The organism is Oculatella sp. LEGE 06141 (genome assembly GCF_015207605.1).
GTDB lineage: Bacteria > Cyanobacteriota > Cyanobacteriia > Elainellales > Elainellaceae > Oculatella.
This window is the reverse complement of the sequence record NZ_JADEWO010000042.1, coordinates 33,023-59,423: the sequence shown is the minus strand read 5'-3', so window position 1 is coordinate 59,423 and position 26,401 is coordinate 33,023. Positions and strand designations below refer to the sequence as shown.

General features: G+C 51.7%; 20 protein-coding genes. 8 read left to right on the top strand and 12 right to left on the bottom strand.

Going from position 1 to position 26,401, the window contains the following annotated elements; all coding sequences use genetic code 11:
- Positions 1-47: 47 nt before the first annotated feature.
- From eboC to IQ268_RS23090, 3 genes are all read right to left on the bottom strand, one after another.
- Entirely contained in the window at positions 48-977 is a 930-nt protein-coding gene (gene eboC, locus IQ268_RS23100; protein WP_193884150.1) for a UbiA-like protein EboC, read from the bottom strand.
- 108 nt (positions 978-1,085) lie between these two features.
- The gene (locus IQ268_RS23095) at positions 1,086-2,009 is read right to left on the bottom strand and encodes a TatD family hydrolase (protein WP_193884149.1); all 924 of its coding nucleotides are present in this window, start codon (positions 2,007-2,009) and stop codon (positions 1,086-1,088) included.
- 23 nt (positions 2,010-2,032) lie between these two features.
- Positions 2,033-2,941 (bottom strand): EboA family metabolite traffic protein, encoded by a 909-nt coding sequence (locus tag IQ268_RS23090; RefSeq protein WP_193884148.1) that lies wholly within the window; start codon positions 2,939-2,941, stop codon positions 2,033-2,035.
- 394 nt (positions 2,942-3,335) lie between these two features.
- Between IQ268_RS23090 and IQ268_RS23085 the strand changes: the two genes are divergently transcribed.
- From IQ268_RS23085 to IQ268_RS23075, 3 genes are all read left to right on the top strand, one after another.
- Complete coding sequence (locus IQ268_RS23085) at positions 3,336-3,986, top strand: TVP38/TMEM64 family protein (RefSeq protein ID WP_193884147.1); 651 nt, start codon at positions 3,336-3,338, stop codon at positions 3,984-3,986.
- Positions 3,987-4,426: 440 nt separating this feature from the next.
- On the top strand, positions 4,427-4,798 hold the full coding sequence (locus IQ268_RS23080; protein ID WP_193884146.1) for a MerR family transcriptional regulator: 372 nt from the start codon (positions 4,427-4,429) through the stop codon (positions 4,796-4,798).
- Between the two features lie 240 nt (positions 4,799-5,038).
- Positions 5,039-6,025, top strand: coding sequence for an aldo/keto reductase (locus IQ268_RS23075; RefSeq protein WP_193884144.1), 987 nt, complete (start codon positions 5,039-5,041; stop codon positions 6,023-6,025).
- A gap of 181 nt (positions 6,026-6,206) precedes the next feature.
- Here IQ268_RS23075 and IQ268_RS23070 read toward each other — a convergent pair whose 3' ends face one another.
- The 5 genes from IQ268_RS23070 to IQ268_RS23050 all read right to left on the bottom strand — a co-directional run bounded on the left by IQ268_RS23070 (position 6,207) and on the right by IQ268_RS23050 (position 14,326).
- Positions 6,207-8,432 carry a PhoX family phosphatase gene (locus IQ268_RS23070; protein ID WP_228035647.1) on the bottom strand — a complete coding sequence of 742 codons (2,226 nt, stop codon included), beginning with the start codon at positions 8,430-8,432 and terminating at the stop codon, positions 6,207-6,209.
- Positions 8,433-8,855: 423 nt separating this feature from the next.
- Positions 8,856-9,908: an aliphatic sulfonate ABC transporter substrate-binding protein gene (locus tag IQ268_RS23065; protein WP_339383511.1), complete on the bottom strand. Its 1,053-nt coding sequence runs from the start codon at positions 9,906-9,908 to the stop codon at positions 8,856-8,858.
- Between the two features lie 83 nt (positions 9,909-9,991).
- On the bottom strand, positions 9,992-10,612 hold the full coding sequence (locus IQ268_RS23060) for a cysteine hydrolase family protein (RefSeq protein WP_193884140.1): 621 nt from the start codon (positions 10,610-10,612) through the stop codon (positions 9,992-9,994).
- 310 nt (positions 10,613-10,922) lie between these two features.
- The gene (gene uvrA, locus IQ268_RS23055) at positions 10,923-14,009 is read right to left on the bottom strand and encodes an excinuclease ABC subunit UvrA (RefSeq protein WP_193884138.1); all 3,087 of its coding nucleotides are present in this window, start codon (positions 14,007-14,009) and stop codon (positions 10,923-10,925) included.
- Positions 14,010-14,158: 149 nt separating this feature from the next.
- Entirely contained in the window at positions 14,159-14,326 is a 168-nt protein-coding gene (locus IQ268_RS23050; protein ID WP_193884136.1) for a hypothetical protein, read from the bottom strand.
- Positions 14,327-14,547: 221 nt separating this feature from the next.
- On the opposite strand from IQ268_RS23050, the gene IQ268_RS23045 reads away from it, so the two are divergent.
- Together IQ268_RS23045 and IQ268_RS23040 are read left to right on the top strand one after the other, a co-directional pair.
- Complete coding sequence (locus IQ268_RS23045; RefSeq protein ID WP_193884134.1) at positions 14,548-15,657, top strand: SPFH domain-containing protein; 1,110 nt, start codon at positions 14,548-14,550, stop codon at positions 15,655-15,657.
- A gap of 128 nt (positions 15,658-15,785) precedes the next feature.
- Positions 15,786-17,000 (top strand): hypothetical protein, encoded by a 1,215-nt coding sequence (locus tag IQ268_RS23040; protein ID WP_193884132.1) that lies wholly within the window; start codon positions 15,786-15,788, stop codon positions 16,998-17,000.
- Between the two features lie 113 nt (positions 17,001-17,113).
- Here IQ268_RS23040 and IQ268_RS23035 read toward each other — a convergent pair whose 3' ends face one another.
- A complete protein-coding gene (locus IQ268_RS23035) occupies positions 17,114-17,350 on the bottom strand; it encodes a hypothetical protein (RefSeq protein WP_193884130.1) in 237 nt (78 codons plus the stop codon).
- Positions 17,347-18,666, bottom strand: a complete 1,320-nt coding sequence (locus tag IQ268_RS23030; RefSeq protein ID WP_193884128.1) for a hemolysin family protein — start codon at positions 18,664-18,666, stop codon at positions 17,347-17,349. The genes IQ268_RS23035 and IQ268_RS23030 overlap by 4 nt, the downstream gene beginning before the upstream one ends.
- Positions 18,667-19,048: 382 nt before the next feature.
- Here IQ268_RS23030 and mfd point away from each other — a divergent pair, with 382 nt between their 5' ends.
- From mfd to IQ268_RS23015, 3 genes are all read left to right on the top strand, one after another.
- On the top strand, positions 19,049-22,624 hold the full coding sequence (mfd, locus tag IQ268_RS23025) for a transcription-repair coupling factor (RefSeq protein WP_193884126.1): 3,576 nt from the start codon (positions 19,049-19,051) through the stop codon (positions 22,622-22,624).
- A 330-nt stretch (positions 22,625-22,954) separates the two neighbouring features.
- The gene (locus IQ268_RS23020; protein WP_193884155.1) at positions 22,955-23,593 is read left to right on the top strand and encodes an S-layer homology domain-containing protein; all 639 of its coding nucleotides are present in this window, start codon (positions 22,955-22,957) and stop codon (positions 23,591-23,593) included.
- A gap of 146 nt (positions 23,594-23,739) precedes the next feature.
- Positions 23,740-24,039, top strand: a complete 300-nt coding sequence (locus IQ268_RS23015) for a Mo-dependent nitrogenase C-terminal domain-containing protein (protein ID WP_193884124.1) — start codon at positions 23,740-23,742, stop codon at positions 24,037-24,039.
- 54 nt (positions 24,040-24,093) lie between these two features.
- Here the strand turns inward: IQ268_RS23015 and IQ268_RS23010 are convergent, their stop codons facing one another.
- Entirely contained in the window at positions 24,094-25,254 is a 1,161-nt protein-coding gene (locus IQ268_RS23010) for a carbonate dehydratase (protein ID WP_193884122.1), read from the bottom strand.
- Positions 25,255-25,321: 67 nt separating this feature from the next.
- Positions 25,322-26,389, bottom strand: coding sequence for a cobalamin biosynthesis protein CobW (cobW, locus tag IQ268_RS23005; RefSeq protein WP_193884120.1), 1,068 nt, complete (start codon positions 26,387-26,389; stop codon positions 25,322-25,324).
- Positions 26,390-26,401: the final 12 nt, after the last annotated feature.

Below are 26,401 nucleotides of genomic sequence, written 5' to 3'. Positions count from 1 at the left end.
TTGCAGGGGTGGTTGGGTGTATCTGGTTGGGTGGGTCTGGTTGGGCGTTATGTTACTGAGAAAATCCTGGCTAGTCCGATTGAGAGGGGTAGCAATAGGAGGGTGGCGAGTCCGGGGAAGAGTCCGGCAAAGCTGGCGGCGATCGCGGCATCCAAAATAATTAAGGATAAGACTCCGGCTTTGACGGCGGCTCGAATGTGCTCTGGGAGGGGGTTGCGGGTGGCTTTGATGAATGGGGGAATGATTTGGGTTGCCAGGAGTGCGGTGAAGGACAGGACGGCCAGGAGTTGATGGTTGAACAGGCTACCGAGGACGATCAGGCTACTCATTACGATCGCCATTAGCACCAGTGCTGTGATGCCAGTGAGTGTATGGCCGCCTTCCACTTCGCCTCGGCTGATGGCAGTAATGGCGGCAATGTACAGTATGGGAATGAGGGCTAAATACCAGCGATCGCTGACCATTGCTGGAATAATGCTGACCCCCAACAATAAGTTGCCGCCGCGACAGAGTCCCATTGTTAGAGGGCCAAAGACGGGATGGTGTTTGGCGATCGCGTCATACAGTAAGGCCGTTGCGGCAATGATGCTGGCGATCGCCGCACTGAATCCGGAGCTTTGGGAGGCGGCCAGGATACCCAGGGCTAACAGGGCACTTCCCAGAAGAGTGGCCGCTCTTCGAGAAACGCGATCGCTTGGGATGGGGCGTTCGGGGCGTTCTATGGCATCTAATTCGGCATCAAATACATCGTTAAATACTACGCCACCGCCATACAAGCCCGTGGTTGCCAGCAGCAGCCATCCTAACGGTACAATGACAACAAAAACACTGGATACATCCTGGTTTTGTAGTCCCAGAATGGCTCCGGAAACGGCAAAACCTGCCACAATATCAGCCCAGGCGGTCACAATGTTTGCCGGACGCATGAGCTGAAGATAAGCCCACCATTGATTTGTCTGTAAGGTTGCTGTATTCATTGAAGGTAAAATTCCTTGGGGCTGGGACGATTCTGAACAAGCTGGCATACACTCAGCGGTGGATACCTGGAGCAGAGGTGGATACCTGGAGCAACGCATACCTTATCCCTACTCGATCAACATCCGATCGCGAATGGATTGCATATTCGGCTCTTGTCCGCGCAACACGGAGTTGCCGTTGAACAAATGATTGGGATCGACCGCTGCCGGGTCGAGCCAGTCTGCCTCCTGCATCTGTCCGCTTTGGCTATAGGCCGCCAGCGCATTCCCATAACAAACGGCGCGAACCTGTGCGGCGGGAATGCCTTCCTCTAACATCAACTGGGCTGTTTTGGGTACGGCCAGCGGATCGCTGATGCCCCAGTCGGCACTGCTGTCTATCATGATGCGATCGCAGCCGTATTGTTTCACTACTTCCACCATGCGGGCGTTGCCCATTTTGGTCATGGGGTAAATGGTAAACGCGGCCCAAAAACCTCGGGCTAATACTTCGTCTACGGTTTCTTCGTTGTTATGATCAATGATGACGCGAGCTGGATCGAGTCCTAGCTCAATACAGCGATCCATACTGCGACGGGTTCCGGCCTTTTTGTTGCGATGCGGTGTGTGAATGGTTACCAGCAAATCCAGTTCTTTGGCAAGCTGAAGCTGCTGGCGAAAGTAGCGGTCTTCGGCTTCTGTCATATCGTCATAACCAATTTCACCGATCGCCACAACTCCTTCTTTACAGGCATAGAGCGGCAACAGCTCCATCACTTGCTCGGCTAAAGGCTCATTGTTGGCTTCCTTTGGGTTTAAACCAATGGTGCAGTAATGCTGAATGCCAAACTGACTGGCGCGAAAGCGCTCCCAGCCGACCAGGCTGCTGAAATAATCTTGAAAAGACCCTGCATTGGTGCGCGGTTGTCCTAACCAAAAAGACGGTTCAATTACAGCGACAATGCCCCATTCCCGCATAATCAGGTAATCGTAGGTGGTGCGGGAACTCATGTGAATATGGGGATCAATAACCGTTACATTAGAAAGTGGCATGATGGCTCCCTGAGCGTGAGTATTTATTCCACATGGTGTTGATCGTGAGTAAGGTGATGCCACGTCAGGCGACCCTCCTGAAGGGCACGCTGTAGGTCTGGATCATGATTCAACAGCGATCGAATCTCAGCCGCTGGAGACTGAGAACAGGCGATCGCGGCGGCACTGCGCTGAACCGGATCGGCATCGTGTAAGGCTCTGTCCAGGTCGGCCCGAAGGTCAGCTCCGGCAAAGCGACCTACCAGTCGCCAAATCTCTGGTGTGATCGTGCGGTGAGCTGCCCACCGTTCATGAACATAATCAATAGACATCTGAGCCAGGGTAGGGTTAGCACGGTGGTCAAGTCCCCAAATTAAATGGAGTGGACTGCCCACAAACATGGCTTTCAACACCAGTTGATTCCAGGCTCCCTCATCAAAGTAGCGAGCTGGATACGGGTTATGCAGAGCGATCGCATTGAAAACAGGAGTCATGTTACTCCGTATCCCTTCTGCTGCACGGGCACGATGCTGCTCTGGATATGGCAAGAGCGGCAAAGCTTGATAAAGCGCCACCAGTTCTCTGACATCAGCGGCGGTGAAAAGAGGGTCAAGCGATCGCCCATAGGTTGCTGGGTTATCATGCGGCAACGACAACAGCAAGAGCGTGCGCCCCATTTGATCCAGACTCCACCACTGCGGCTCCCAACCTTCACAAACGACGCTGGCCTGTTGCTGCTCGTGTGCTGGCATCTCCACCGTTGCTTTCCCTGTGAAGCGAGGCACCGCACTAAAAGCAGCAAAAAACCGGCGTAATGGAGCGCCTTGAGCGATTTGAGTTTGTTGCTCCTGGAACCAAACCCATTGGCTTGGACTTAAATGCGAAGAAAGCCAGTGCTGCAACAGTTCAACAGCACTGGACAAAGAGACAGAACGATTAATAGCAGCAGACATACTGGTTATTTTGAATCGTTGGTTAAAGGATAGTTGAAAAGTCCAATTTGTATCCCGACAGCTTGTAGAGATATTGCAGTCGGGCAAGAATCCTGAGTTTGTTTCAAGCGCTATTTGCTGAATACTATGCTCTTACAGAGACAGGGGCTACTGTTCAAACTGCTTCTGACGGAGCGATCGCAACCGATAAAGAGGGGCTTCATGCTACAAATTGTTGCTGAAGCAAAGGCTAAACCAACGATTTGAATAGCTTTGTATAGTACCAGGATGATTGGGCTGGGTATGTTTCTTTAAACAAAAGATCGTATTCGTGTAAAAAGTAATTAAACATGCAACGATGTCACCTCAGGAATGTTAAGTTACATGGCTTGGTGCAGCGAATAGGAATTGGGAAATGATGAAGAACTATTGGACGTTCATCGGGCTATTGCTGCTCCTATTTTTGATAATTTTTGGGGTCGCTGAGCAGCTCCATCTACCCATCATGAGTGAATCTCTTGAGTGGATGCAGACTGGCAACCTTAGTGCCGCCCTCATCGGAATTCTGCTGCTAACAATTGATGTGATTTTGCCGATTCCATCGAGCTTCATCATGATTGCAAATGGCGCGTTATTTGGCATTGCGATCGGTACGCTGCTGTCGCTAATTGGCAGTTTAGGCGCAGCCTTAAGCGGATTTTGGCTGGGTCGATACGGTAAATCCTGGCTTGCTCGCGTTGTGTCTTTACAGCAACAACAGCAAGCGGATGCATTACTGAAAAAATGGGGATTGCTAGCCATTATTTTGACCCGTCCGCTGCCGTTACTGGCAGAAACAACAGCCGTTGTTGCCGGGACATCCAGCTTGAAATGGAGCAGCGTTGCTCTGGCGGCTCTGGCTGGCTCAATTCCAGCCGCATTCATTTATGCGATAACTGGCTCAACTGCCGCTAACTTGAACCAAACTAGCCTGTCGTTTGGCTTAGTTTTGCTTATAGCAGGGTTGTTTTGGGGGCTTAACCGCTACTTTAACCGAGTACTATTGCAGCGAACAGCGAACAAGTAGACGCGAAAAGTACAGGCATAGAAAATACCGATACAAAAAGTGCGGGCACAAAAGCAATAGACCTGAAAAGTACGAATTTAAATAAAACGATAAAACGATCGCCACTAGCATTTGAGATCCACGTCTGGCGTTTATCGTCGGTGTTGAACTGCTTTCCCTTCTATGCTCAGGATGGGGGCTTAAAGCCCTTTGAGCCTGTCAGAAAAGGGGATGAACGAAACCCCCCTCGGCTCCGGTTCAAACATCCTCTTACAGCCACTTTCATCTGCATTCACCATACTCCAAACCCTACACCCCACACCCATCTTGGCGAGACTGTGGCTGACTCGATTGAGAACTGCTGTAGATGCAAGCACAGGGGATATACCGCGAACATCAGCTTAATCAGTGGTTGACGTTAACGTCAAGGTTGTGATACAACTACAAGCGTGGATGACAAAATGCGGATAGGACAATTTGCACAACGGGCAGGGGTAACGCCCCGAACGGTTCGCTATTACGAAAGCTTGGGGTTGCTTGGCCCCAACGAGCGTGAGGGCGGTGGATTTCGTTACTATACCGAAGTGGAACTCGCCAGATTGCAAAAAATTAATGTCCTTAAGGGATTGGGTTTGAGCCTGGATGAGATTGCCGTAGTCATTCCCCTTTACTTTGAAGATTCGACCGGGTTACGGGGCAAACGCAAAGTCTTAGAAATCCTCAACGCTCATCTTCAAGAAACCGAAGAGAAGCTGGAGTCACTCAACCAATTCCGTTCCGATCTAAAAACGAACATCGATCGCATCCAGCAATGGATCGATGAACATGCCTAGTTCAACTCATTTTTTTGTCTCAAATCTGACGTTTACGTTAAGGATAGAATAGCCAATGCCACCCAATTTGTCCGGTTTTTGGAAGAGGAGTGCGTTGCTGCAAACGGTACCCATCCGTTGTGCAAGGGCAGGGTTGGAAATTGAAACGGCACCATCCCTGCCCTCTGAGCCCGCAGAATATATCTGTTGAAAACGCCACGTTGCGATCGCATACACCACACATTACTCAGGAATTGGATCATGAAAACACGCAAATTAGGGAATCAAGGACTCATTGTTTCGGAGTTGGGCTTGGGCTGCATGGGCATGTCTGAGTTCTATGCAGGGCGAGATGAGCAAGAATCGATCGCCACGATTCACCGTGCCCTGGAACTGGGTGTCAACTTCCTTGACACTGCTGATATGTATGGCCCGTTTATCAATGAGAAATTAGTGGGACGAGCCATTAGCGATCGCCGCGATCGAGTTGTGCTGGCTACCAAGTTTGGCAATGTTCGCACAGAGGATGGCGGATGGGCAGGCATTAGCGGTAAGCCGGAGTATGTACGGCAAGCGTGTGAGGCGTCGCTCAAGCGGCTAGGGGTCGATGTAATTGACCTTTACTACCAGCATCGAGTTGATCCGACTGTGCCCATTGAAGAGACGATTGGTGCAATGGCGGAACTGGTGCAGCAAGGTAAGGTGCGCTATTTGGGCATGTCTGAGGCCGCACCCGCCACAATTCGACGGGCACACGCTGTTCATCCCATTACAGCCTTGCAGACCGAGTACTCACTCTGGAGCCGCGATCCGGAGGATGAACTGCTAGGGACGGTGCGCGAATTGGGTATTGGCTTTGTTCCTTACAGCCCGTTAGGACGAGGCTTTTTATCTGGCGCAATCACTCGTCCAGAAGATCTGGCAGAGGATGATTATCGCCGCAATTCACCGCGATTTCAGGGTGAAAACTTTAGCAAAAATCTGCAAGTGGTGGAACAGGTGAAGGCGATCGCTACCGCAAAAGGGGTAACTCCCGGTCAACTGGCTCTGGCGTGGTTACTGGCACAGGGAGACGATATTGTGCCCATTCCCGGTACTAAGCGCCGCACCTACCTGGAGGAAAATGTAGCAGCAACCGAGATCACTTTAACGCCAGAGGATTTACAGCAGATTGAGTCCGTGGCTCCTAAAGGAGTTGCGGCTGGCGATCGCTATGCGCCTCAGCACATGAGTGTTGTCAATCGCTAAAGTGCCATCGGGCAATCGATCGCTTCAATCAGTAATGCCCTTGGCGCTGGTGCTGCCAGGTGCCTAGTTGGTGAGTGTGCCGATTGTGGTGCCGCTAGCGATTGTTGAAAAAGGCTGACCACTGAAAAGAGCCTGACTGTAAGTCAGGCTCTTTTGTCCATCAACGTTGGCTTAACGCAACTTAAATGGCAATGGTGCCACCATCATTCCGTGTAATGATCACTGTGGCTGAACGAGGACGAGCATTGCCGCCATCCGGCCAGTGACTGGTGAACTGCGTCGGGTCGGTGGCCGACTCACTATTTTCGCCCGGATGCTGGATATTGACGAAAATGGCTTTACCATCGGGTGATTCCGTGATGCCGGTGATTTCGCAGTCGCGTGGGCCAACCAGGAACCGACGCAACACCGTTGGGCTAGCAGCCTGACCCACATAGGTTTTAACCATTTGATCACCATCGGCATTAGTGGGCACTGCCTTGTTGGTCACCATTTTGGCCTCTCCGTCCCCAACTGATCCTGGTAATGCTGCCAGCATCATACAGTTCGTTGTATCGGTGTAGTAACCATCATCGGTTTGAATCCACAGCAAACCAGGCATGGCCTCGCTAAACCAGATACCATCTGGACTGGAGAAGTCATTCTCATCGGTCAGACCGGAGAGGTTAACGTCAGCCTCGGCATCGGCTTGGGAACCAAAAAGGTACACATCCCAGCTAAATGTAGTAGCCGCCGGATCGTTACCGGACTCGCGCCAGCGGATAACGTGACCATTGACATTTCCCTTAGTTGTGTCATCCTTGACATCGGCGTAATATCGGGGGTTCGCAGCATCTAACGGTGTTGTTACACCTCGCCCATTGCTGCCCGACACGTTATTGGTCAGAGTAAAGTAAACCTCTCCATTCACCGGATTGACCCCACCCCATTCGGGGCGATCCATTTTCGTGGCTCCGGCTACATCGGCGGCGATACGGGCATTGATCAAGACATCGGCTTCATCGGCAAAGGCATAGTCAGAGTAGTTGGCAATGGTGGGATTGCTCAGAGTTAGGGGCAACCATTCTCCTGTGCCATCATCATTAAACTTTGCGGCATACAGGGTGCCATTATCCAGGTACTTATCCCCTACAGCCAGTCCGCCCGTTGCATCTCTGGGGTCCCAAGCCTCAGCGGAGACAAACTTGTAGACGTATTCGTTACGAGCATCATCGCCGGTGTAGAACACCAGCGGTTGACCGGCAACAACTTTAGCAGGCCAGGCTCCTTCGTGAGCCATGCGACCCAGAGCAGTGCGCTTTTTAGGTGTCGCATTTGCGTTAAATGGATCAATTTCCACAACCCAGCCAAAAGTATTAGCGACATTGCGAAAATCCTGATCGGCACTGCTGCCCGTCTTGCTAGCATCCCAGCGACGGTAGAGGTCGGTGTTATCCGATGCGCCCGCCCGTGACCAGTTGTAGCGACCCGATGTAGCATTGCTGATGCCGTAGCGTTTGAAGGATGCTAATTCTTTCTCTGTGAGGGCGGTATCTTCTTCCCGACGATGGAAATACCCGGCCCAGTTTTCCTCACCACTGAGGAACGTGCCCCAGGGGGTATAGCCATGACCGCAGTTGTTCAGGGTCCCGCGCGTTTGTTCTCCGTTGGGGGAGAAGGCCGTAGCCAACATTGGGCTGCGACGAGCAGGCCCAGAAATCTCAAAAACCGTTGCACCTGTAATGCGGCGGTTGTATCGCGAATCTTGGTTTATCTGATAGGTAGAACCCTGTTTGGCAATCTCCACAATGGTGATGCCATGAGCCGCAACTTCTTTGTCAATCTCGATGGGTGGACGGGCAGCCGTACTCTCTGAGCCGTAATCAGTGGGGCCGTTGGGGTGTACAAAACCCAGATCTTCACAAACTTCGTGGTTGATGCACAGTAAAGCGCGATCGCTGTTATTAGAATCCCAGCCATTGCCGTCCCGGCTGAGACCAAAGTATTGCATGGCATCATGGTGATCGCCCGCTCGAACATTGAAGTCGTTGTCTGTACCGTTGTTCTTGTAGGCCGTAACGTTGCTTTTGATTGGATCGCCTGTAGCCAGGAGCACCCTGGCGGTATAGCCTTCGGGAACAATTAGGGTGTCAGCGATGCTTTTAGCAACCGGATTAAAGTTGAGGCTAAGATCCGCCGCTTTAGCAACTTGCCCTTTGTGATTGACTGCATCAGCCAGGAATGCCAACCCCATGCCTAGCATGGAGGCTGCTGCCAGAGATGAGCTACCTTTGAGGAAACCCCGCCGCCCCATACGCGCACGGGTCAAGACCTGATCGAATGAGTCGTTTGCAGAGGTGTTGTGGATGGCATCCTCAGACGCTGCCATTTTTTTGATGACACGTTGAATGCTGTTTTTTTTCGCCATAGCAGAGCAGTTGGAAATCGGGGCAAAGGACGCAGCAATTGTATAGGGTTCAGGTAAGGAAAGGCTTAACGCTTGTTTAGCTAGTCTTTAAGAAACGGCAGCGTCTCAGATACTATCCTCCTCAACGGCGGACTTTGTGAGCTTTGTAAGCTATATGGGGAAGCGATCGCCAGCATCATGACCAGCCTATTCCCTCAATTCTTTTGATGAAGATTGACTACCAGTAAAACGGTAATGCTCAAGATCAATGAGTGCCCAGGAGTAACGGGCATTGCCGAATCGCAGAAATTCGCTCCCCAAATTTCCCAGAATTGGGGAACTTGAGGAGCGAGCAGAGCCATAATTTTTCAACGACTCATACCTTTATTCAGCAACGCCCGACATCGTTAGTTGGATAGCCCTAACCCACGTTAGGTACCATAATTAGCTTAGGGTTGAAAGGAATTGAGGATCAATAAAGCCAGACAAATCGGGAATGGTGTCAATTTGACCTTGAGCCTGGAGGAATTCGGCCATCGCTGACAGGGAATTGAGCAAGTAGAGGTCACTTTGGGGGTTAGTCAACATCTCGGAGTGAGTTTGTAGATCGGGTAAGCGTACTCCCTTCAGTTGCTCTCCTACCTCTTCTGGTTGAATGCCTAACGGCTTAGCAACGATCGCATAAGCTTCGTCTGGATTGGTTTCCAGGAACTCTTGCGCCTTAAAAATGCCCTTGAGAAAGGCTTGTACTGCATCAGCATGATTTTGAGCAAATTCAGGGCTAACTATGTTCAAATCAATGATTGCCGACGGCATCTTGGACGTGTCGTAAATAATCCGTCCATCGGGCTGCGCGTCATTTGCCTTTTCCAGGAACGGCGAGTAGGTATAGGCTATTTCAACATTGCCAGCCTGATACGCCGCTGCCGCTGCATCGGGGCTGATATTCACAATCTTGATGTCATCCCCGCTTAGCCCTGCCTCCTGTAACACTTGCAGCAGAAAGAAATGCCCCAGTCCCCCTTCTTGTACAGCCACTTGCTTACCCTTAAAGGCTTGAATATCGCCAATACTGTTTCGCGCCAGGATAGCATCGCCACCGGATGAGAGATCCATCACTCCAATGACACGGTAGTCTGTTCCTTTTGCCGCCATGAGGACGGCCTCTGAGGATGGCATGGCCGTACAGCCTTGAAGTTGTCCCGCCGAGAAAGCAGGAATCATCTCCAGGTTGGCACCGAATGTTCTGACCTCTAAATCCAGTCCGGCTTCACGAAAAAAGCCTTTTTCCTGAGCAATGTGAAGAGGCGCTTGACCAATCCAGGGATTAACGCCCATAGCAGCAGGCGTAAGGCTTGATGAATCAGATGAAACTGCGTTGTCGTTTCTAGTGGACTGCGTGCAGGCATTCAGCGTAACGGTACCTATTGCTCCAGCTAAAAAGTAAATGGCTTGACGGCGTGTCCAGGGTTGAAACAGGGGGGCGAGCTCTTTCACTGGTTTCATATTCACGCTCTCTTTGGTAGATAGCTGTTAAGATGCGCCAAAAGCGTAACTCAACCTGAAAGCGGTGTCAATAATTACTTTGATTTGGTTGAACTTACGGTTCCGATCGCACACACTTCATCCACCGTTGAAATATAGGCGAAGACATCGCTCATGCAAAGCAGTGCGGCTGCATAGTGGTCGGGGGTGACTCCGGCGATCGCCTCTCGGGGCACAATCACCCGGTAATCGAGGTTACGTGCCGTAAAAACGGTACTCATAACGCAGACGTGAGCCGTCACGCCACAGCAGACCAGATTTTCGATGCGTTGCGATCGCAGCAACAGGTCAAGGTCGGTGCCAAGAAAACAATCGTAACGGCGCTTATTAAGAATCCGATAATCGTGAGGCTGCACATCTAAGCCGTCGGTTAGTTCACACCCTGAAGTCCCTTCAAGACAATGAACCGGATCGTATTCCAACTCAATCCCGTAATCGCTTTTGTCGGCACGGTGCATTTCGTGGGTGAAGATCACAGGAATGGAATGTGGTCGTGCCCAGGCAATTAACCGATTGATGATGGGCACCAGGTCACGCCCCCCCGGAGTTTCTTGCACCGCTCCAGCATCGACAAAATCCCGTTCCATATCAATCACCAGCAGAGCCGTATTAGACGGATGGATCTGGTCGGGCAACGGTCGAATCAGTGGTTCCATTTTACAAAGACTCAAGAAGGGATTTGCTTGTACTCAAACACACCCGGACGTTTTAAACACACCCAGAATTCTCAAGCATCTGTGAAAGACTGTCAACCAGAAGGTTTGGCCTGCCTCATCTCAGGAGATAGTTGCGAGAATACAAGGGGTCAGGTCATGGTGGTTAAAACATCATGAGCTTCAATTGAGTAAGAGTTGGTAGAGCCTAACCGATTGAAATACCTGAAGTCAATTGCCCCTATTCTGTAGAACAGCTCGAATCAAACAGCCATCACAGGTACGAACTGGGGTTTGAAGTTGCGATCTGCAATCAAGCATTGCTAACCGCAGCCGGATGTTGGGCTAGTACCTGCTTAAGGTATTGCCCCGTATAGGATCGCTCATTTTGAGCCACTTCCTCTGGAGTGCCCTGAGCAATGATTTCGCCGCCGCGATCGCCCCCTTCTGGCCCCAAATCAATTACCCAATCTGCACAGCGAATTACATCCAGATTGTGTTCAATGACTAAAATTGAATTACCCATATCGGCCAATCGTTGCAACACATCTAGCAACTTATGAACATCATAGAAAGAAAGGCCAGTGGTGGGTTCATCAATGAGATACAGCGTTTTGCCAGTAGCACGCCGCGAGAGTTCTGTGGCTAGCTTTAACCGCTGCGCTTCGCCACCCGACAGAGTTGGAGCCGTTTGACCCAAACGCACGTACCCCAGCCCCACATCCACCATTGTTTGTAGCCGTGCCGCTGCTTTGGGAATGTTTTCAAAGAACTCCAGGGCTTCTTCTGCGGTCATACTCAGCACATCAGCAATTGATTTACCTTTGTACTTTACCTGAAGCGTTTCACGGTTGTATCGTGCCCCTTTGCAAACTTCACATTGCACATAAACGTCCGGCAAGAAGTTCATTTCAATGACGTTAACACCCTGACCACCGCAGGCTTCGCACCGTCCTCCTTTCACATTAAATGAAAATTGTCCAGGTTTATATCCTCGTGCCTTTGCTTCAATGGTTTCGGCAAAGAGGTCTCGAATGATATCAAAGACTCCTGTATAAGTGGCAGGATTTGAACGGGGTGTGCGTCCAATGGGAGATTGATCAATCACGATCGCCTTATCCAGGGCACTTAATCCACCCATTTCCTCCATCTCTTTTGGTTGCGGAATCTTGCGGCCAAAGTGATGCTGCAATGCCGGGTAGAGTAGCTCATTCACCAGGGTTGATTTTCCCGACCCAGAAACGCCCGTAATGCTCACCAACTTGCCCAAAGGAATATCGACATCTACCCGTTGCAGATTGTTGCGACACGCGTTGCGAATCCGGAGCGATCGCCCATTTCCCGCCCGCCGTTCCACTGGAGTTGTAATCACGCGTCGCCCTGACAAGTAAGCCCCTGTTAATGAGTCTTCTGCTTTTAGCAAGTTCTCTAACGAGCCTTGAGCCGTAATGCTGCCGCCATGTACCCCGGCACCGGGGCCAATATCAACCAGGTAATCTGCCGCTCGAATGGTGTCCTCATCGTGTTCTACCACAATTAGAGTATTACCCAGGTCACGCAGTCGTGTTAGCGTGCGAAGCAACCGGGCATTATCCCGCTGGTGTAAGCCAATGCTGGGTTCGTCTAAAACGTAGAGAACTCCCGTCAGGCCAGAGCCAATTTGGGTTGCCAACCGAATGCGCTGTGCCTCTCCTCCCGAAAGAGTCATGGCTGTGCGATCGAGCGTTAAATAATCCAGACCCACATCCAGCAAAAATTGCAGTCGCGCTTTAATTTCTCGCAGCACGAGGTCGCCAATTTGCGCCTGACGAGACGAAAGCTGTAATCCGTTCAAGCGAGGCAGGACATCGCGGATAGAAACATTGGTTAGATCTTTGATTCGGTATTGTCCAATCCGAACCGCGAGGGCTTCAGGCTTGAGGCGATCGCCCTTACATACATCACACGCCTGATCGACCAAATATTGCTCTAATTTCTGTTTGTGCAGTTCAGAGGTGCTGTCTCGATACTGCCGATCCAGCATCGGCAACACGCCATCATAACGACGCTGATATCCCTTATTTTCGCGGTAGCGAGAGTCCGATTCAATGTAAATCTTCTCATCGGAGCCATGCAAAATCACCTGTTGCTGATCCGGTGTCAATTGGTTCCACGGCGTTTGAATTTCAAACCCAAAGGCTTGCCCCACGCTGTAAAGCAACGAGAAATAGTAGGTGTTGTCTTTCTCTGACCAGGGCGCGATCGCCGCATACACGGGTAAGGCCGGATCAGGAATCACCAATTCTGGCGAGAACGTTCGCAGGGTGCCCAACCCATGACAATGCGGGCAAGCTCCATAGGGAGAGTTGAAGGAGAACAGCCGGGGCGATAGCTCCTCCATCACTGCTCCATGCTCAGGGCAGGCAAAGTTCTCTGAAAAAACCAGTTCATACGAAGCATGATCTGCCTCGTCTTCGCCAGACGCATCAGAACCGCCTTTAGCCTGACCATATTGGGCAGCGAGTTCTGCGGCAATGGGTAACTGTCCCGGTGCAATGGAAATAGGAGGTCGATCGCTCTCCTCGTCCGAGTGGCTCTTAGCGCGACGGGCATTGTTGTCAGAACCGCCCAGCACTTCGATGATGGCAATGCCGCCAGACCGCTTGAGGCAGGTTGAGAGGGAATCTACCAAACGTTCCTGAATGTTGTCGCGCTTAACCAGCCGATCGACCACAATCTCAATATTGTGGAAGTGGTTTTTGTCGAGGTCGATGTTGTCGCTCAGCTCGCGCACTTCGCCATCCACGCGCACGCGCACGAACCCTTCCGAGGCTAACCCCGACAGCAGTTTCTTATGCGTTCCCTTCTTGCCCCGGATCACCGGAGCCAGGATCTGAAACCGGGCGCGATCGGGCAATTCCAGAATTCGATCGGTCATCTGATCAATCGTTTGCGGCACAATCGAGCGATCGCAAATAGGGCAATGCGGCTCTCCTGCTCGCCCGTAAAGCAATCGCAAATAGTCGTAAATTTCGGTAACGGTGCCGACGGTCGATCGCGGGTTGTGCGAAGTCGATTTCTGGTCAATCGAAATGGCCGGACTCAACCCTTCGATCGCATCCACATCGGGTTTATCGACCTGCCCTAAAAACTGCCGTGCATAGGCACTCAGCGATTCAACATAGCGGCGCTGCCCCTCAGCAAAGATCGTGTCAAACGCCAGCGACGATTTTCCTGAACCCGATACTCCAGTAAAGACAATAAGGCGATCGCGCGGCAGTTCCAGGTCAATATCTTTGAGGTTGTGCTGTCGTGCGCCACGAATCCGAATCGTGTTCTGAGGGTTGGCAACCGAATGAGAATGGTGCCCGTTGGGCGATTCGGTAACTTGGCGATCGGTTACTTTGGCACGTTTGGGCATGGGGGCAGGACTCTAGCGGCAGCAGCAAGAAACAGTTCTTAATGATCTTATCGCTAACTTTCCCAGGTTGAGGGAACCCGGTCGAAAGATGACGAGCATTTATCCAAACGCCTATAGTAACGTATTGTTGACACCTCAGTACATACGTTCTAAGAGCGATCGTGCAAGCGGGAGTTAAATGGAACGGCTGCAAGCCCCCGTCCACCAGCATCTACTTCAGAAAGAGTCAGAAAGACCGAGTCTGCTTTGGTTACCGTTTGGGTGCATCTAACGGTTGGGAGCGTCGCTAAATGTGATGGAGAGAGCAGGATGGGCAAGGGTAATCCGCCTTCTCTCGCTCTCCCACTCTCTACCCTCCCCCAAAGTAGCCAGTCTCCTCGCCCTTACCCCTCGCTGTAGATCTCAGGAACTGGCGCGAACTGTAACATCTCGCATGATGCCTGCGGAAGATTTACTGGGAACTCTTGAAGATAATCGTTATAGCCTTCTGGAGCCGCATAGAGCTTTTCAGGCTTAGACCTACTTAGGAGGTGAGTCAATGGGCATTTTCGACAAAATCATGGGTGAGTTTGTCGATATTATCGAGTGGTTGGATCAAACCAACGACACGATCGTGTATCGGTTTCAACGCCACAACAATGAAATTAAGATGGGCGCTAAGCTAACGGTGCGTCCCGGACAGCAAGCCATTTTCGTCAACGAAGGTCAAATTGGTGATGCCTTTGGGCCAGGAATGTACTCGCTTTCTACACAAAATTTGCCCGTCCTGAGTACGCTCAAAGGCTGGCCCTACGGCTTCAACTCTCCCTTTAAAGCAGAAGTTTACTTTTTCAATACCAAAGTTTTTACCAACCTTAAATGGGGCACCTCCAATCCCATTACCATTCGCGATTCTGAACTGGGACCTGTTCGGCTCCGGGCGTTTGGCTCATATAACATTTGTGTTGCCAATCCCTCCGTTATGCTGCAACAGTTGGTCAGCACCGATGGCCTGTTTCAGGTGGATGAGGTCAGCGATCACATTCGCAACATGATTGTGACCGCCTATGCCACCTGGTTTGCGCGGGCTGGGATCTCGCTCTACGATTTTGCCTCCCACTATTCCGAAATGGGGGAAACGATTCGGACAGGGATGCAGCCAGAAATCCAGCGGTTTGGTTTAGAGCTGACCCAACTGCTGATTGAAAATGTGTCTCTGCCGCCTGAGGTTGAAGCTGCTCTCGATAAACGGGCTTCTATGGGCATTTTGGGCAACATGCAGCAATACGCTCAGTTCCAAGCGGCGAATGCGGTCGAAGAATCGGCTCGTAATCCAAATGGTGGCAACATGGCACTCGATTTTGGGGTTGGAATTGCGATGGGGCAACAGCTCACTAATTCCCTACAACACCAGCCGCCGAATGTTCAAACCATGCCACAAGCGTCTGCCCCTGCAACTCCCCCGCCGCCACCAGTCGCAGTGCAGTGGTACATTTCGCGCGATGGTCAAAATTTGGGGCCGTTTGCAGCCAATCAACTCACCCCAAACGGGTTGACAGCGCAAACCTATGTTTGGCACGCCGGAATGGACAACTGGTTACGCGCCGCAGAAGTTCCAGAATTGGCCTCTGTGTTAGCCTCTGTGCCACCGCCTCCCCCTGCAAGCTAGAACAAGCGTTGGTAGGGGCTTTGCAAGACTAAAGCCCCTAAAGTTCACTTCTAAATGACCCAATCGCCCTTCATGGGGTGACTGAGCGGCGATCGCCCAAGTCCTTGTTTCATTTTTTCCCATCCGCCATGACTAACACTCAGCCGTTAACGCAGCAATTTCCTTGTTCAGGTTGTGGGTCTACATTGGAGTTTGACCCTAAAAGCGCTCAGTTGAAGTGCCCCTATTGCGGTCGAGAGGATGAGTTGCCCACGGCAATGGGGCAGGTGGTGGAGCGATCGCTTGAGGAATTTGTTAACGCTAACCGCACCCAAATAGCAGCGCTCTCTACAACCGCGCTAGAGGTGGAGTGTCCGGGATGCCGGGCACAGATTACGTTTCAACCTCCCGATGTTGCAGGCAAGTGTCCGTTTTGTGCCACTAGCATTGTCACCCAACCCCACGCGCCCAATCCGGTGCTGATGCCAGAGGCCGTGTTGCCCTTTGGCTTGGGAAAAAAAGCGGCACAAGAAAGAATTCAAAAGTGGTTGCACAGCCGCTGGTTTGCACCAACCGGGTTAAAAAAGTTGGCGCAGCACGAAGGAATGCAGGGGGTCTATTTGCCGTTTTGGACGTATGACGCGCAAACCCACAGCACTTACAGGGGAGAAAGGGGAACGCATTATTACGTTACTGAAACCTATACCGAAACCAATTCAGAAGGTAAAACGGAGACTAAAACGCGGGAGGTGCAGCATACCCGCTGGTGTTCGGTGTCCGGAAATGTCAGTTGCTATTTTGACGATGTTTTAGTTCCAGCCGTAGAGACAATTAAGACCAAGCGACTAGAGGCGTTAGAACCGTGGGACTTGTCTAAGCTAATGCCCTATAACTCGTCTTATCTGGCGGGGTTTAAGGTGCAACGGTATCAAATTCAGCTTAAGGAAGGATTTGAACTCGCCAAGGAAAAGATGGCTTCTACGATTCATCAGAATGTGGTGCGTGACATTGGCGGTGACGAGCAGCGAGTTAGCAGCGTGTCAACGGATTATTATGATCCAACCTTCAAACATGTGTTGCTGCCCGTGTGGTTGTCATCCTATCGCTATCACAATAAGCAATATCAGGTGATGGTGAATGCCCAAACAGGTGAAGTGTTGGGCGATCGCCCCTTCAGCGTTTGGAAAATCACAAAAGTGATTGTGCTAACAGCAGTAGTAACGGTTGGCCTTTTGTTTGTCATAGGGCATTTCGCAGAGGAACCGCAGATTCCCGATCCATCGACTCCAGAAGAATTACCGTCCATTCCAGAAGAATCATCACAGCCCTATCCAGATCCGGCCAGTTCGATAGAATCACCATAGCTCTATCCTGCTCATTATCGGTTCCCAGCCCTTTGATATCAAGCACATGATGCCCTAGCAAGCAGATGGTGAGTGATATTCATCCGTTTCGTTATTGGAGCGATCGCCGCTATTTATTTGGGGCGCTTAAACACCAAATGAGCATCCACAATGGTGGGGGAAAGAGCGGTCGTTCCTGCTGTCAATTCCCAATCCTGAGTGCCGAGCGCATCCAAAAACTCTTCTAATGAGCCTTGCCAAAATTTGAGAGATCCCAGCTTTACTTCATTGCCTCTCACCGAGTAAACATGGCGATCGCCCTCTTTGGTGTAGGTCATCAATACTCGAACAATCAGATATTCCAGCTTCATTCACTCTTGGGGATCGATTGAGGGGGAACAACCAAAATTTTATCAACCCGATTACCATCCATATCTACCACTTCAAACCGATAGTCATCCCAAACAAGGTGGTCAGATGACCTGGGAATGTGCCCCAACTGTGTAATCAAAAATCCGCCCAATGTTTGATAATTACCGCGTCGTTCGCCCGGTAATTCCGCCACTTTAAACGCTTCCTTAAACTTATCGATGGGTATCATACCATCCACCAGCCACGATCCATCTTCCCGTTGAATCATGTCTGCCTCATGGGGTTGGTCGGCAAAGGGAACATCACCAATGATCACCTCCATGACATCATTTAGCGTTACAACCCCCTGAACTACTCCATATTCATCGATAATGAGTGCTACATGGGTGCCTGACTGCTTAAACATTTCCAGCACCTTCATTGCCCGAGTACTTTCGGGAATGAATAGCGGTTGCCGTAACATTGCCGTCAAATCAATGGGTTGGTTCGCAAGGCTGCAAGAAAGAACATCCGTGGCATAAACAACGCCCAGCACATCATCAAGGGTATCGTTGCAAATGGGAAAACGGCTGTGATGGCTATCGATCATCTTTCGGCAATTCACCTCAAGGGAATCATTGATATCCAGCCACACGATGTCGGGGCGAGGGGTCATCAATGCACCTACATACTGATCGCCCAGGCGAAATACACGTTCCACCATGTCCTGTTCAACAACTTCAAACATGCCTGCTTCTGTTCCTTGACGAATCAGGACTTTGATTTCTTCTTCCGTTACCAACGGTTCGGTGGTAGACAGATCCACCCGCAGTAGCCGCAGCACCAGTTCCGTTGACGCACTCAGTAAATGCACAATTGGGCTACCGATCGCCGATAACCACCGCATCGGTTGTGCCACCATTGCTGAAATGCGCTCCGGATTGCTTAAGGCCAACCGTTTGGGTACGAGTTCACCAATGATCAGCGACAGGTAAGTAGTACCGACCACTACCACACCCAGCGCGATCGCCTGACTGGAATGTGCCAACAGAGGCACCTCCTCAAGATAGGCCGCGATCGTTCTAGACAGGGTTGCCCCACCAAAGGCTCCAGCCAAAACTCCAATCAGCGTAATGCCGACTTGAACCGTTGACAGAAACCGATTGGGCGAGTTGGCTAACTCAAGTGCCGCCTGTGCTTTAGCATTACCCCGGCTCGCCATCTCCTGTAGCCGAACTTTGCGCGCTGAGACAATCGCCATTTCTGACATAGCGAAAATGCCATTGGCAAACACTAAGAGCAAAATAATTAGAATTTCAACAGTAATAGAAGACATGCTTAGCGGTGCCTATGCCGAGACGGATAGCGCTGGCTGAAAATAGCTGCGCCTAACCGTGCTAAAAGAACCTAGATATAGAAAAAGTAGCATTCCTGGACTCAACAGACAGCAATTCTGCTCCTGAATGTATGGGACGCGATCGCCAGAATACTTCCCCGGTTTCTCACCCCAACGCCGCTCAAACCTCAAGCTGTGCTATTCCATTGCCCAATGCATCCGTCCAAAGTCTATGGTGGGTCGAATCTCAGTAGCTTGAGCCGTCACACATTGCGATTAACTCCTCACTTAAAGTGCCGCCTTCTTGAGTCTGGCTTTTAGAATAGTAAAGATAGGTAAATTCGCAGCGCCCCACTCCTGTTTTCGTCGTTCTTCAGCGTATATGGCTTTTTCTTCCATTATTCGTGCCCTGGGGCGATCGCCCCTCACTACTGAGCTGATCACCAAGCTGGATCAGCAGAAATCTCTAGCCCTCAACGGCATTGCTCGCATTCCAAAAGGGCTGGTTGCCTCTAGCCTGGCTCAAGTCCAGCAACGCAACCTGTTAGTGGTTGCCGCCACACTGGAAGAAGCCGGACGCTGGAGTGCCCAACTGGAGGCGATGGGCTGGCAGACGGTTCACTTTTATCCCACGTCTGAAGCCGCTCCCTACGAACCCTTCGATCCAGAATCGGAAATGACCTGGGGGCAGTTGCAGGTATTAGCCGATCTAATTCGCATCAACGATCCCCAAGACGACCAGGCAGACAGAACTGGGACATCTCAACCCACTTCCCTGGCTGTGATTACGACCGAACGGGCGCTGCAACCCCACCTGCCGCCCGTCGCAGCGTTTCATTCCTATTGTTTGACGCTGCAACGCGGTCGGGAACTCAACTTAGAAGACTTCAGCCGGCAGCTAGCACAACTAGGCTACGAACGGGTGCCGCTGGTTGAAACAGAAGGGCAATGGAGCCGTCGGGGGGACATCATCGACGTATTCCCTGTTGCGTCTGAGTTGCCTGTGCGGTTAGAGCTGTTTGGCGACGAACTCGACCAACTGCGGGAGTTTGACCCGGCAACGCAGCGATCGCTCGATAGCACAACCCGTCTGGTGTTAACCGCCACCGACTTTCGACCCATGGTAATGGCTGGCCTGCGACAGACGACACCGGGCACAGCGGACTCCGCAGATGCCCCCCCGATTCCAGCCGCGATTACCGCCTATCTCTCGGATGAAGAAATTGAACGGTTTGAAAACGGCGAACCGCTAGAGGGTACACGGCGATTTCTGGGACTGGCGTTTGAGCGTCCGGCCTCGCTGCTGGATTACTTACCAGCCAACACGCTGATTGCGATCGACGAACCCGACCAGTGTCAGGCGCACAGCGATCGCTGGATAGAACATGCCGAAGAGCAATGGCAGGAAGTTACCAGCCAGCATCAGGCGAATGGTGCAGTAAAAGCCAGGTTTCCCCTGCCCAAGATTCATCGCCCCTTTGGCGACGTACTGGCTGAACTCGATCGCTTTCAGCGGCTCTACCTCTCCGAACTGGCCGAGGAAGGCCGAGGACTGAACCTGGCCAGCCGTCCCGTTCCGGCTACGCCGCACCAGTTTGGCAAACTGGCCGAAGTCTTGCGGCAAGAGCGCGATCGTGGCTTTGCGGTGTGGTTGGTATCGGCTCAACCGTCGCGATCGGTATCCCTGCTGCAAGAACACGACTGTCCGGCGCAGTTTGTACCCAATCCGCGCGACTATCTGGCGATCGACAAGCTGCAAACCCAGCACATTCCGGTTGCGGTCAAGTATTCGGGGCTGGCCGAACTGGAAGGGTTTATCCTGCCCACCTTTCGCCTGGTGGTGGTGACCGATCGCGAATTTTTTGGTCAGCATACCCTGGCAACACCGGGTTACGTTCGCAAACGGCGACGGGCAACCTCTAAACAGGTTGATCCCAATAAGCTACAGCCGGGGGATTATGTTGCTCACAAAAGTCATGGGGTGGGGCGATTTCTTAAGCTGGAAAGCCTGACTATCAACCGCGAAACCCGTGAGTATCTGGTGCTGCAATACGCCGACGGGTTGCTGCGGGTGGCTGCCGATCAGCTCAATGCCCTGTCTCGCTTTCGAGGCGTAGGCGATCGCCCTCCCCAGCTCAACAAAATGTCGAGCAAAGCATGGGAGAAAACCAAGAGCAAGGTTCGCAAGGCCGTCAAAAAAGTGGCGGTCGATTTGCTGCAACTCTATGCCCAGCGATCGCAGCAAGAGGGTTTTTCTTTTCCGTTGGATATGCCCTGGCAGCAGGAAATGGAGGATTCGTTTCCCTACCAACCCACGATCGATCAACTTAAAGCGGTGCAGGACGTGAAGCGGGATATGGAAAGCCTGCGACCCATGGATCGGCTAGTGTGTGGTGATGTGGGGTTTGGCAAAACAGAAGTAGCAATTCGCGCCATCTTCAAGGCGGTGACTTCTGGTAAGCAAGTTGCCATGCTGGCTCCTACCACAATTTTGACGCAGCAACATTACCACACCCTGAAAGAGCGATTTGCTCCTTACCCGATTCAGATTGGCCTATTGAACCGCTTCCGCACGACCGAAGAACGCAAAGACATTCAGCAACGGCTCCAAACTGGCGAACTCGACATTGTTGTAGGAACTCATCAGCTTTTGGGCAAAGGAGTTCAGTTCAAGGATCTGGGACTGCTGGTGGTAGACGAAGAACAGCGGTTTGGAGTGAACCAAAAGGAGAAGATCAAGGCGCTGAAAACACAGGTAGATGTTTTAACGCTGAGCGCTACGCCGATTCCCCGAACGCTGTATATGTCGCTGTCGGGGGTACGCGAAATGAGCCTGATTACTACACCTCCTCCCTCTCGTCGTCCAATCAAAACCCATCTGTCGCCCTACGATCCAGAGATGGTACGAACGGCAATTCGGCAGGAACTCGATCGCGGCGGTCAAGTGTTTTACGTGGTGCCCCGTGTGGAAGGGATTGAGGAGATTGCTACCCGCATTCGGGAGATGATTCCTGGTGTGCGGCTGGCGATCGCCCACGGTCAGATGCAAGAAGGCGAACTAGAATCAACGATGCTCACCTTTAGCAACGGTGAAGCCGACATTCTAGTCTGTACCACGATCATTGAATCGGGTCTGGATATCCCGCGTGTCAACACCATTTTGCTGGAGGACGTACAGCGATTTGGCCTGTCCCAGCTTTACCAGTTGCGCGGTCGGGTGGGGCGATCGGGCGTTCAAGCCCATGCCTGGATGTTTTATCCCAAACAAAGCCAGCTTTCTGATGCGGCTCGTCAGCGCTTACGGGCGATTCAAGAATTTACACAGCTTGGGTCAGGCTATCAATTAGCGATGCGCGATATGGAAATTCGCGGCGTTGGTAATTTGTTGGGCGCGGAACAATCGGGTCAAATGGACGCGATCGGCTTTGACCTTTACATGGAAATGTTGGAAGAAGCAATTCGTGAGATTCGCGGTCAAGAAATTCCGCAGGTGGACGATACCCAGATTGATCTCAACCTGACGGCCTTCATTCCAGCCGATTACATTCCTGACCTGGATCAGAAAATGAGCGCTTATCGCGCCGTTGCCTCAGCGCAGTCCAAACAAGAACTGACCCAAATTGCCGCCGATTGGAGCGATCGCTACGGCTCAATTCCAACCGCCGCCCTGCAACTGATTCGTGTCATGGAATTAAAACAAATCGCCAAAAAAGTAGGGTTCTCTCGCATTAAACCCGAAGGAAAACAGCACGTTGTCCTGGAAACACCGATGGAAGAACCCGCCTGGAACCTGCTCAAAGAAAATCTGCCCACTCATTTACACTCGCGGTTTGTCTACACTCCCGGCAAAGTGACCGTGCGCGGGTTGGCGATCTTAAACGCCGAGCAGCAGCTTGAAAACCTGATTGATTGGCTCAACCGTATGCAGGGCGCATTGCCAGAAGTTGCGTTGGTTTAATGCGTTAAGTGAATCGTTTGAGTCAACGCCAAGTACAGCGATCGTAAACTCTGCATAAACTCCAACTGAATTGGGAACCCAACAGCGCCAATCTCACGTCAGCTTCATTTTGGTGTCAACCCACCACCGGCTAAAACATTAGCTGGCAGGGTTATGCCCATCCATCGCATTACAGATGAGATACTGTCACATCCCCTGGCGCATCTCTGAGAATGCAGGGCATAACAGAGCTAAGGAAAGATTTGTCGGTTTCCAGCAGGCGGGCAGGATCAACACAACGTTAGTCTTGATTGCCGCCTCTTCGATTGTGGATGTAGGAGTGTTCGAGTGATGCAACGATTTTTGAGTGCCCTTTCCTTAACCGTGTTGCTTTCAGGTGTGTCTGCTCTTGCCCAAGTTCAGCCTGCTCAGAATCCGGTTGACCGCGTGATTGAAGCTGGGCTAATGAGTCCTACTTCTAACGGCGACTTTCAGGCAGACACCATCCTCAGCCGGGCCGAACTGGCAAGCATCCTGGTTAAAACCTTTCAACTCAATCAGCGTACGCCCAACCAGACCGCTGCCGTAGCCATTCAAGACGTGCCGCGATCGCACTGGGCCTACGACGACATCCAAACCGTTCTTCGCAGCGGGGTGATGACGGGCTACCGTGAAGGCCGCTTCTTTCCTGACCAGCGAGTGACGCGGGCAGAAGCCTTTTCCATCTTTGCTCAAGCCTACGGCGTGTTCCAGTTTCCAGACGCGACCGTCAACGATATCTTGTCTCGCTATCCGGATGCCGGGTCAATTCCAGCATGGGCGCGTAAATCAATGGCGACTGCGCTCTACGAAGGGTTTGTCAACACCGATCCTAACAGCCAAATTGATCCGCTTGGCCCAATGACTCGTGGCGATATGGCACATGCCTTAGGCGTTTACCTGTCTCGTCAGGAAACCCCATCAGGCTTTCCCTGGGCGATCGGTAATTAGCCCGAAGGGTTCGATGAGCTTCATTGGAACTTCAGCAAATCCTCCGTGAGTTTATTAGTTCCTTTAACTAATTCTGCGATCCCCTGCCTATGGTGGGAGGCGTAACCCAACGTTGCTTGGTGTTCACCATCACCCCTTGATTCATCATGCGTCCTTCTTCTCTTGATTCTCGAGCCATGAAACCCCAATCCAGCGTTCTCAATCTCGTGCGTCAGTGGCTAGACGACATTGAAATTCGAGATGCGAGGCTGGCGCGTTGTCTGTCTCGTTTAATTCCGTCCCAGTGCCCCTTCGAACGGGACATTAACCTGTTTGGCCGCACTGTGGCTCACATTCCGCCGCTCTGCAAACTGAATCCCTTTTATGAGCAGTTTGTTGGCTTGCGCTTTCGATCGCTCTGCTTCCTGGTCGATGTCTGCGGTGAAGATATTCAGTCCTATTGTTAACCCACTGCTGTAGAGACGCTCTGATAGCGCCCCTACAACCGTTTCTCACTACCTTCAGCTAACCATCAGCCGATCGGCATCTTCCTGTGTTGTAATCACCGCTCGTTCTGGCACCTGTGCCCCGTCGGGGAGCGTTACCCCCACCACGATTGCCTCTGCGCCAATGGTGACATGGTTGCCAACCGTTGAGCGAAACAGAATCGCATCATCTGCGATCGTCAAACCATCCCCGACTTCTAAGGGGCCATGAAACACCACATTGTCATCGGTGTTGAGATTATTGCCAATGCGGATGTTGGTGCCTTTAAGGGCATGGAATGTGACCCGATCTTCAATTTCGGCATTGTCGCCAATGATAATCGGCGCTCCTTCATCTGCCCGAATAGATGTCCGTTGACCGACAATGCTGTTGGCTCCAAGCCGCACATCCCCTACTATTCGCACAAACTCATCGAGCTGAACCGCATCACCGAGCGCTGGGGCAACAGGATCGGTATTCCAGGAGGTTGTCGGAGCGGGACTCACACCCGTAACGCTAGCAAACCCATCGGCTTCGAACAGCTCTCCGTAATGCTCGGCAAATTCTTCGTTCACCTCCAGCACGTCGTTTTGAAACTCAGCATTGTCTTCAGTTTTGAGCGGCAGGGCATCGGCCTCAGCCTGACTGGTGATGACCGCTCCAATGGGAACGAGACGGTTTTCGCCGATCGTCACATTCGCAACGTTGGCTCCGTGTAACACAAATGCTCCGTCTTCTAGCACCACGTTGTTGAGCTTGGCATGAAAGCCAATGAAGGTGAAATCACCAATGCGGGAGTTTCTGACCACTGCTTGATGGGCAATGCTCACTCGTTCTCCGGCGCTGCTAGAGATCTCGGCACAGGGTGCTTCTGGGGCAGGCTGATCGCGTGCCACTGCAAAAATAATATTGTCTTGCAAATTGGTTTCATCGCCAATACAGATGCGCGTCTCTGGTTCGGCTCGCACAATAGTATTGCCAGATACAAAAACGTTTTCGCCCACAGTCACATCCCCAAACAGCTCTACCAGCGGGCTGATAAAGCTGGAATTGGTTGTGGTTTGGGCTGGGTCGTAACGGCTGATAAATTGCCCCGGCTCATTGGCGATCGCATGGGTTCCCAAAAGTGATAGTCCAATTGCGAAGCCAAGAGCCAGCGAAAGTGAGCGTTTTTGATGAAAAAATCGACTGAACATAGGTTCCTTTTTTCAGACGTTTTGTCTTAATTGAAACTCAGGTGGGATTGGGTTTGAAATTAAAAACTTAGTTTGTTAAGCCTGCTAACTCAGACTCGATTTTGTCGGCATCCAGGGCACGGCCAATGAAGACTAAGCGCGTTTGCTTGGGTTCTTCTGGTTGCCAGGGGCGATCGTAAAAGCGTTCAAATCGTTCGCCAACACCTTGCAGCACCAGCCGCATTGGCTTGTTGGGAACGGAGACAAACCCCTTGATGCGGTAAATCTCCTGCTGCTGTACCAGCGCTTGCAGTTGGGTTTGCAGATGATCGGGGTTGAAGCTGCGATCGAACACCAGATGGGTCGATGAAATGTCATCGTCATGCTCATGCTCGGTCTCATCATCGTGGTGGCTAGGGCGATCGTCCAAATCATCTTCAACGGCTGCATTGAAGCCCAACACCAGGCTAGGGTCAAGCTGGCCGCGATCGCTACGCACAATCTTCACGGCTCGTGGTAGCTCTTGCTGAACCAGACCCAGCACATTAGTGACCGCCAGCTCATCAACTAAATCCGTTTTGTTGAGCGTCACTAAATCGGCACAGGCTAATTGGTCTTCGAATAGCTCTTGCAGCGGTGTGTCATGATCCAGGTTTGGATCGGCCTGCCGCTGAGCCGTTATCGCGTCTGGGTCGGGGGCTAAGGTGCCGTTAGCAACCGCTTCACAATCCACCACGGTAATAACGCCATCTACCGTAGCAGCGTTGCGAATATCAGGCCAGCGGAAGGCGCGAATTAAGGGTTTGGGTAAGGCCAGCCCGGAGGTTTCGATTAAGATGCAGTCGAGGCGATCGCGTCGTTTGAGCAGTTCTAGCATCGTGGGCAGAAATTCTTCCTGCACAGTGCAGCAGAGACAGCCATTCGTGAGTTCAACAATATTGCTGCCGTCGGCTGGACTGGACGCTGTTTCTGCCTCATCCTCAGGGCAAACCTGACACGATCGCAGCAGTTCGCCATCAATGCCCAGTTCACCAAATTCATTGACGAGAACCGCAATCCGGCGACCCTGATTGTTTTGCAGCAGATGCCGGATCAGCGTTGTTTTACCACTGCCCAAGAAGCCAGTGATAATTGTGACGGGAATTTTTGCAGCCATGCGTTTGTGTAA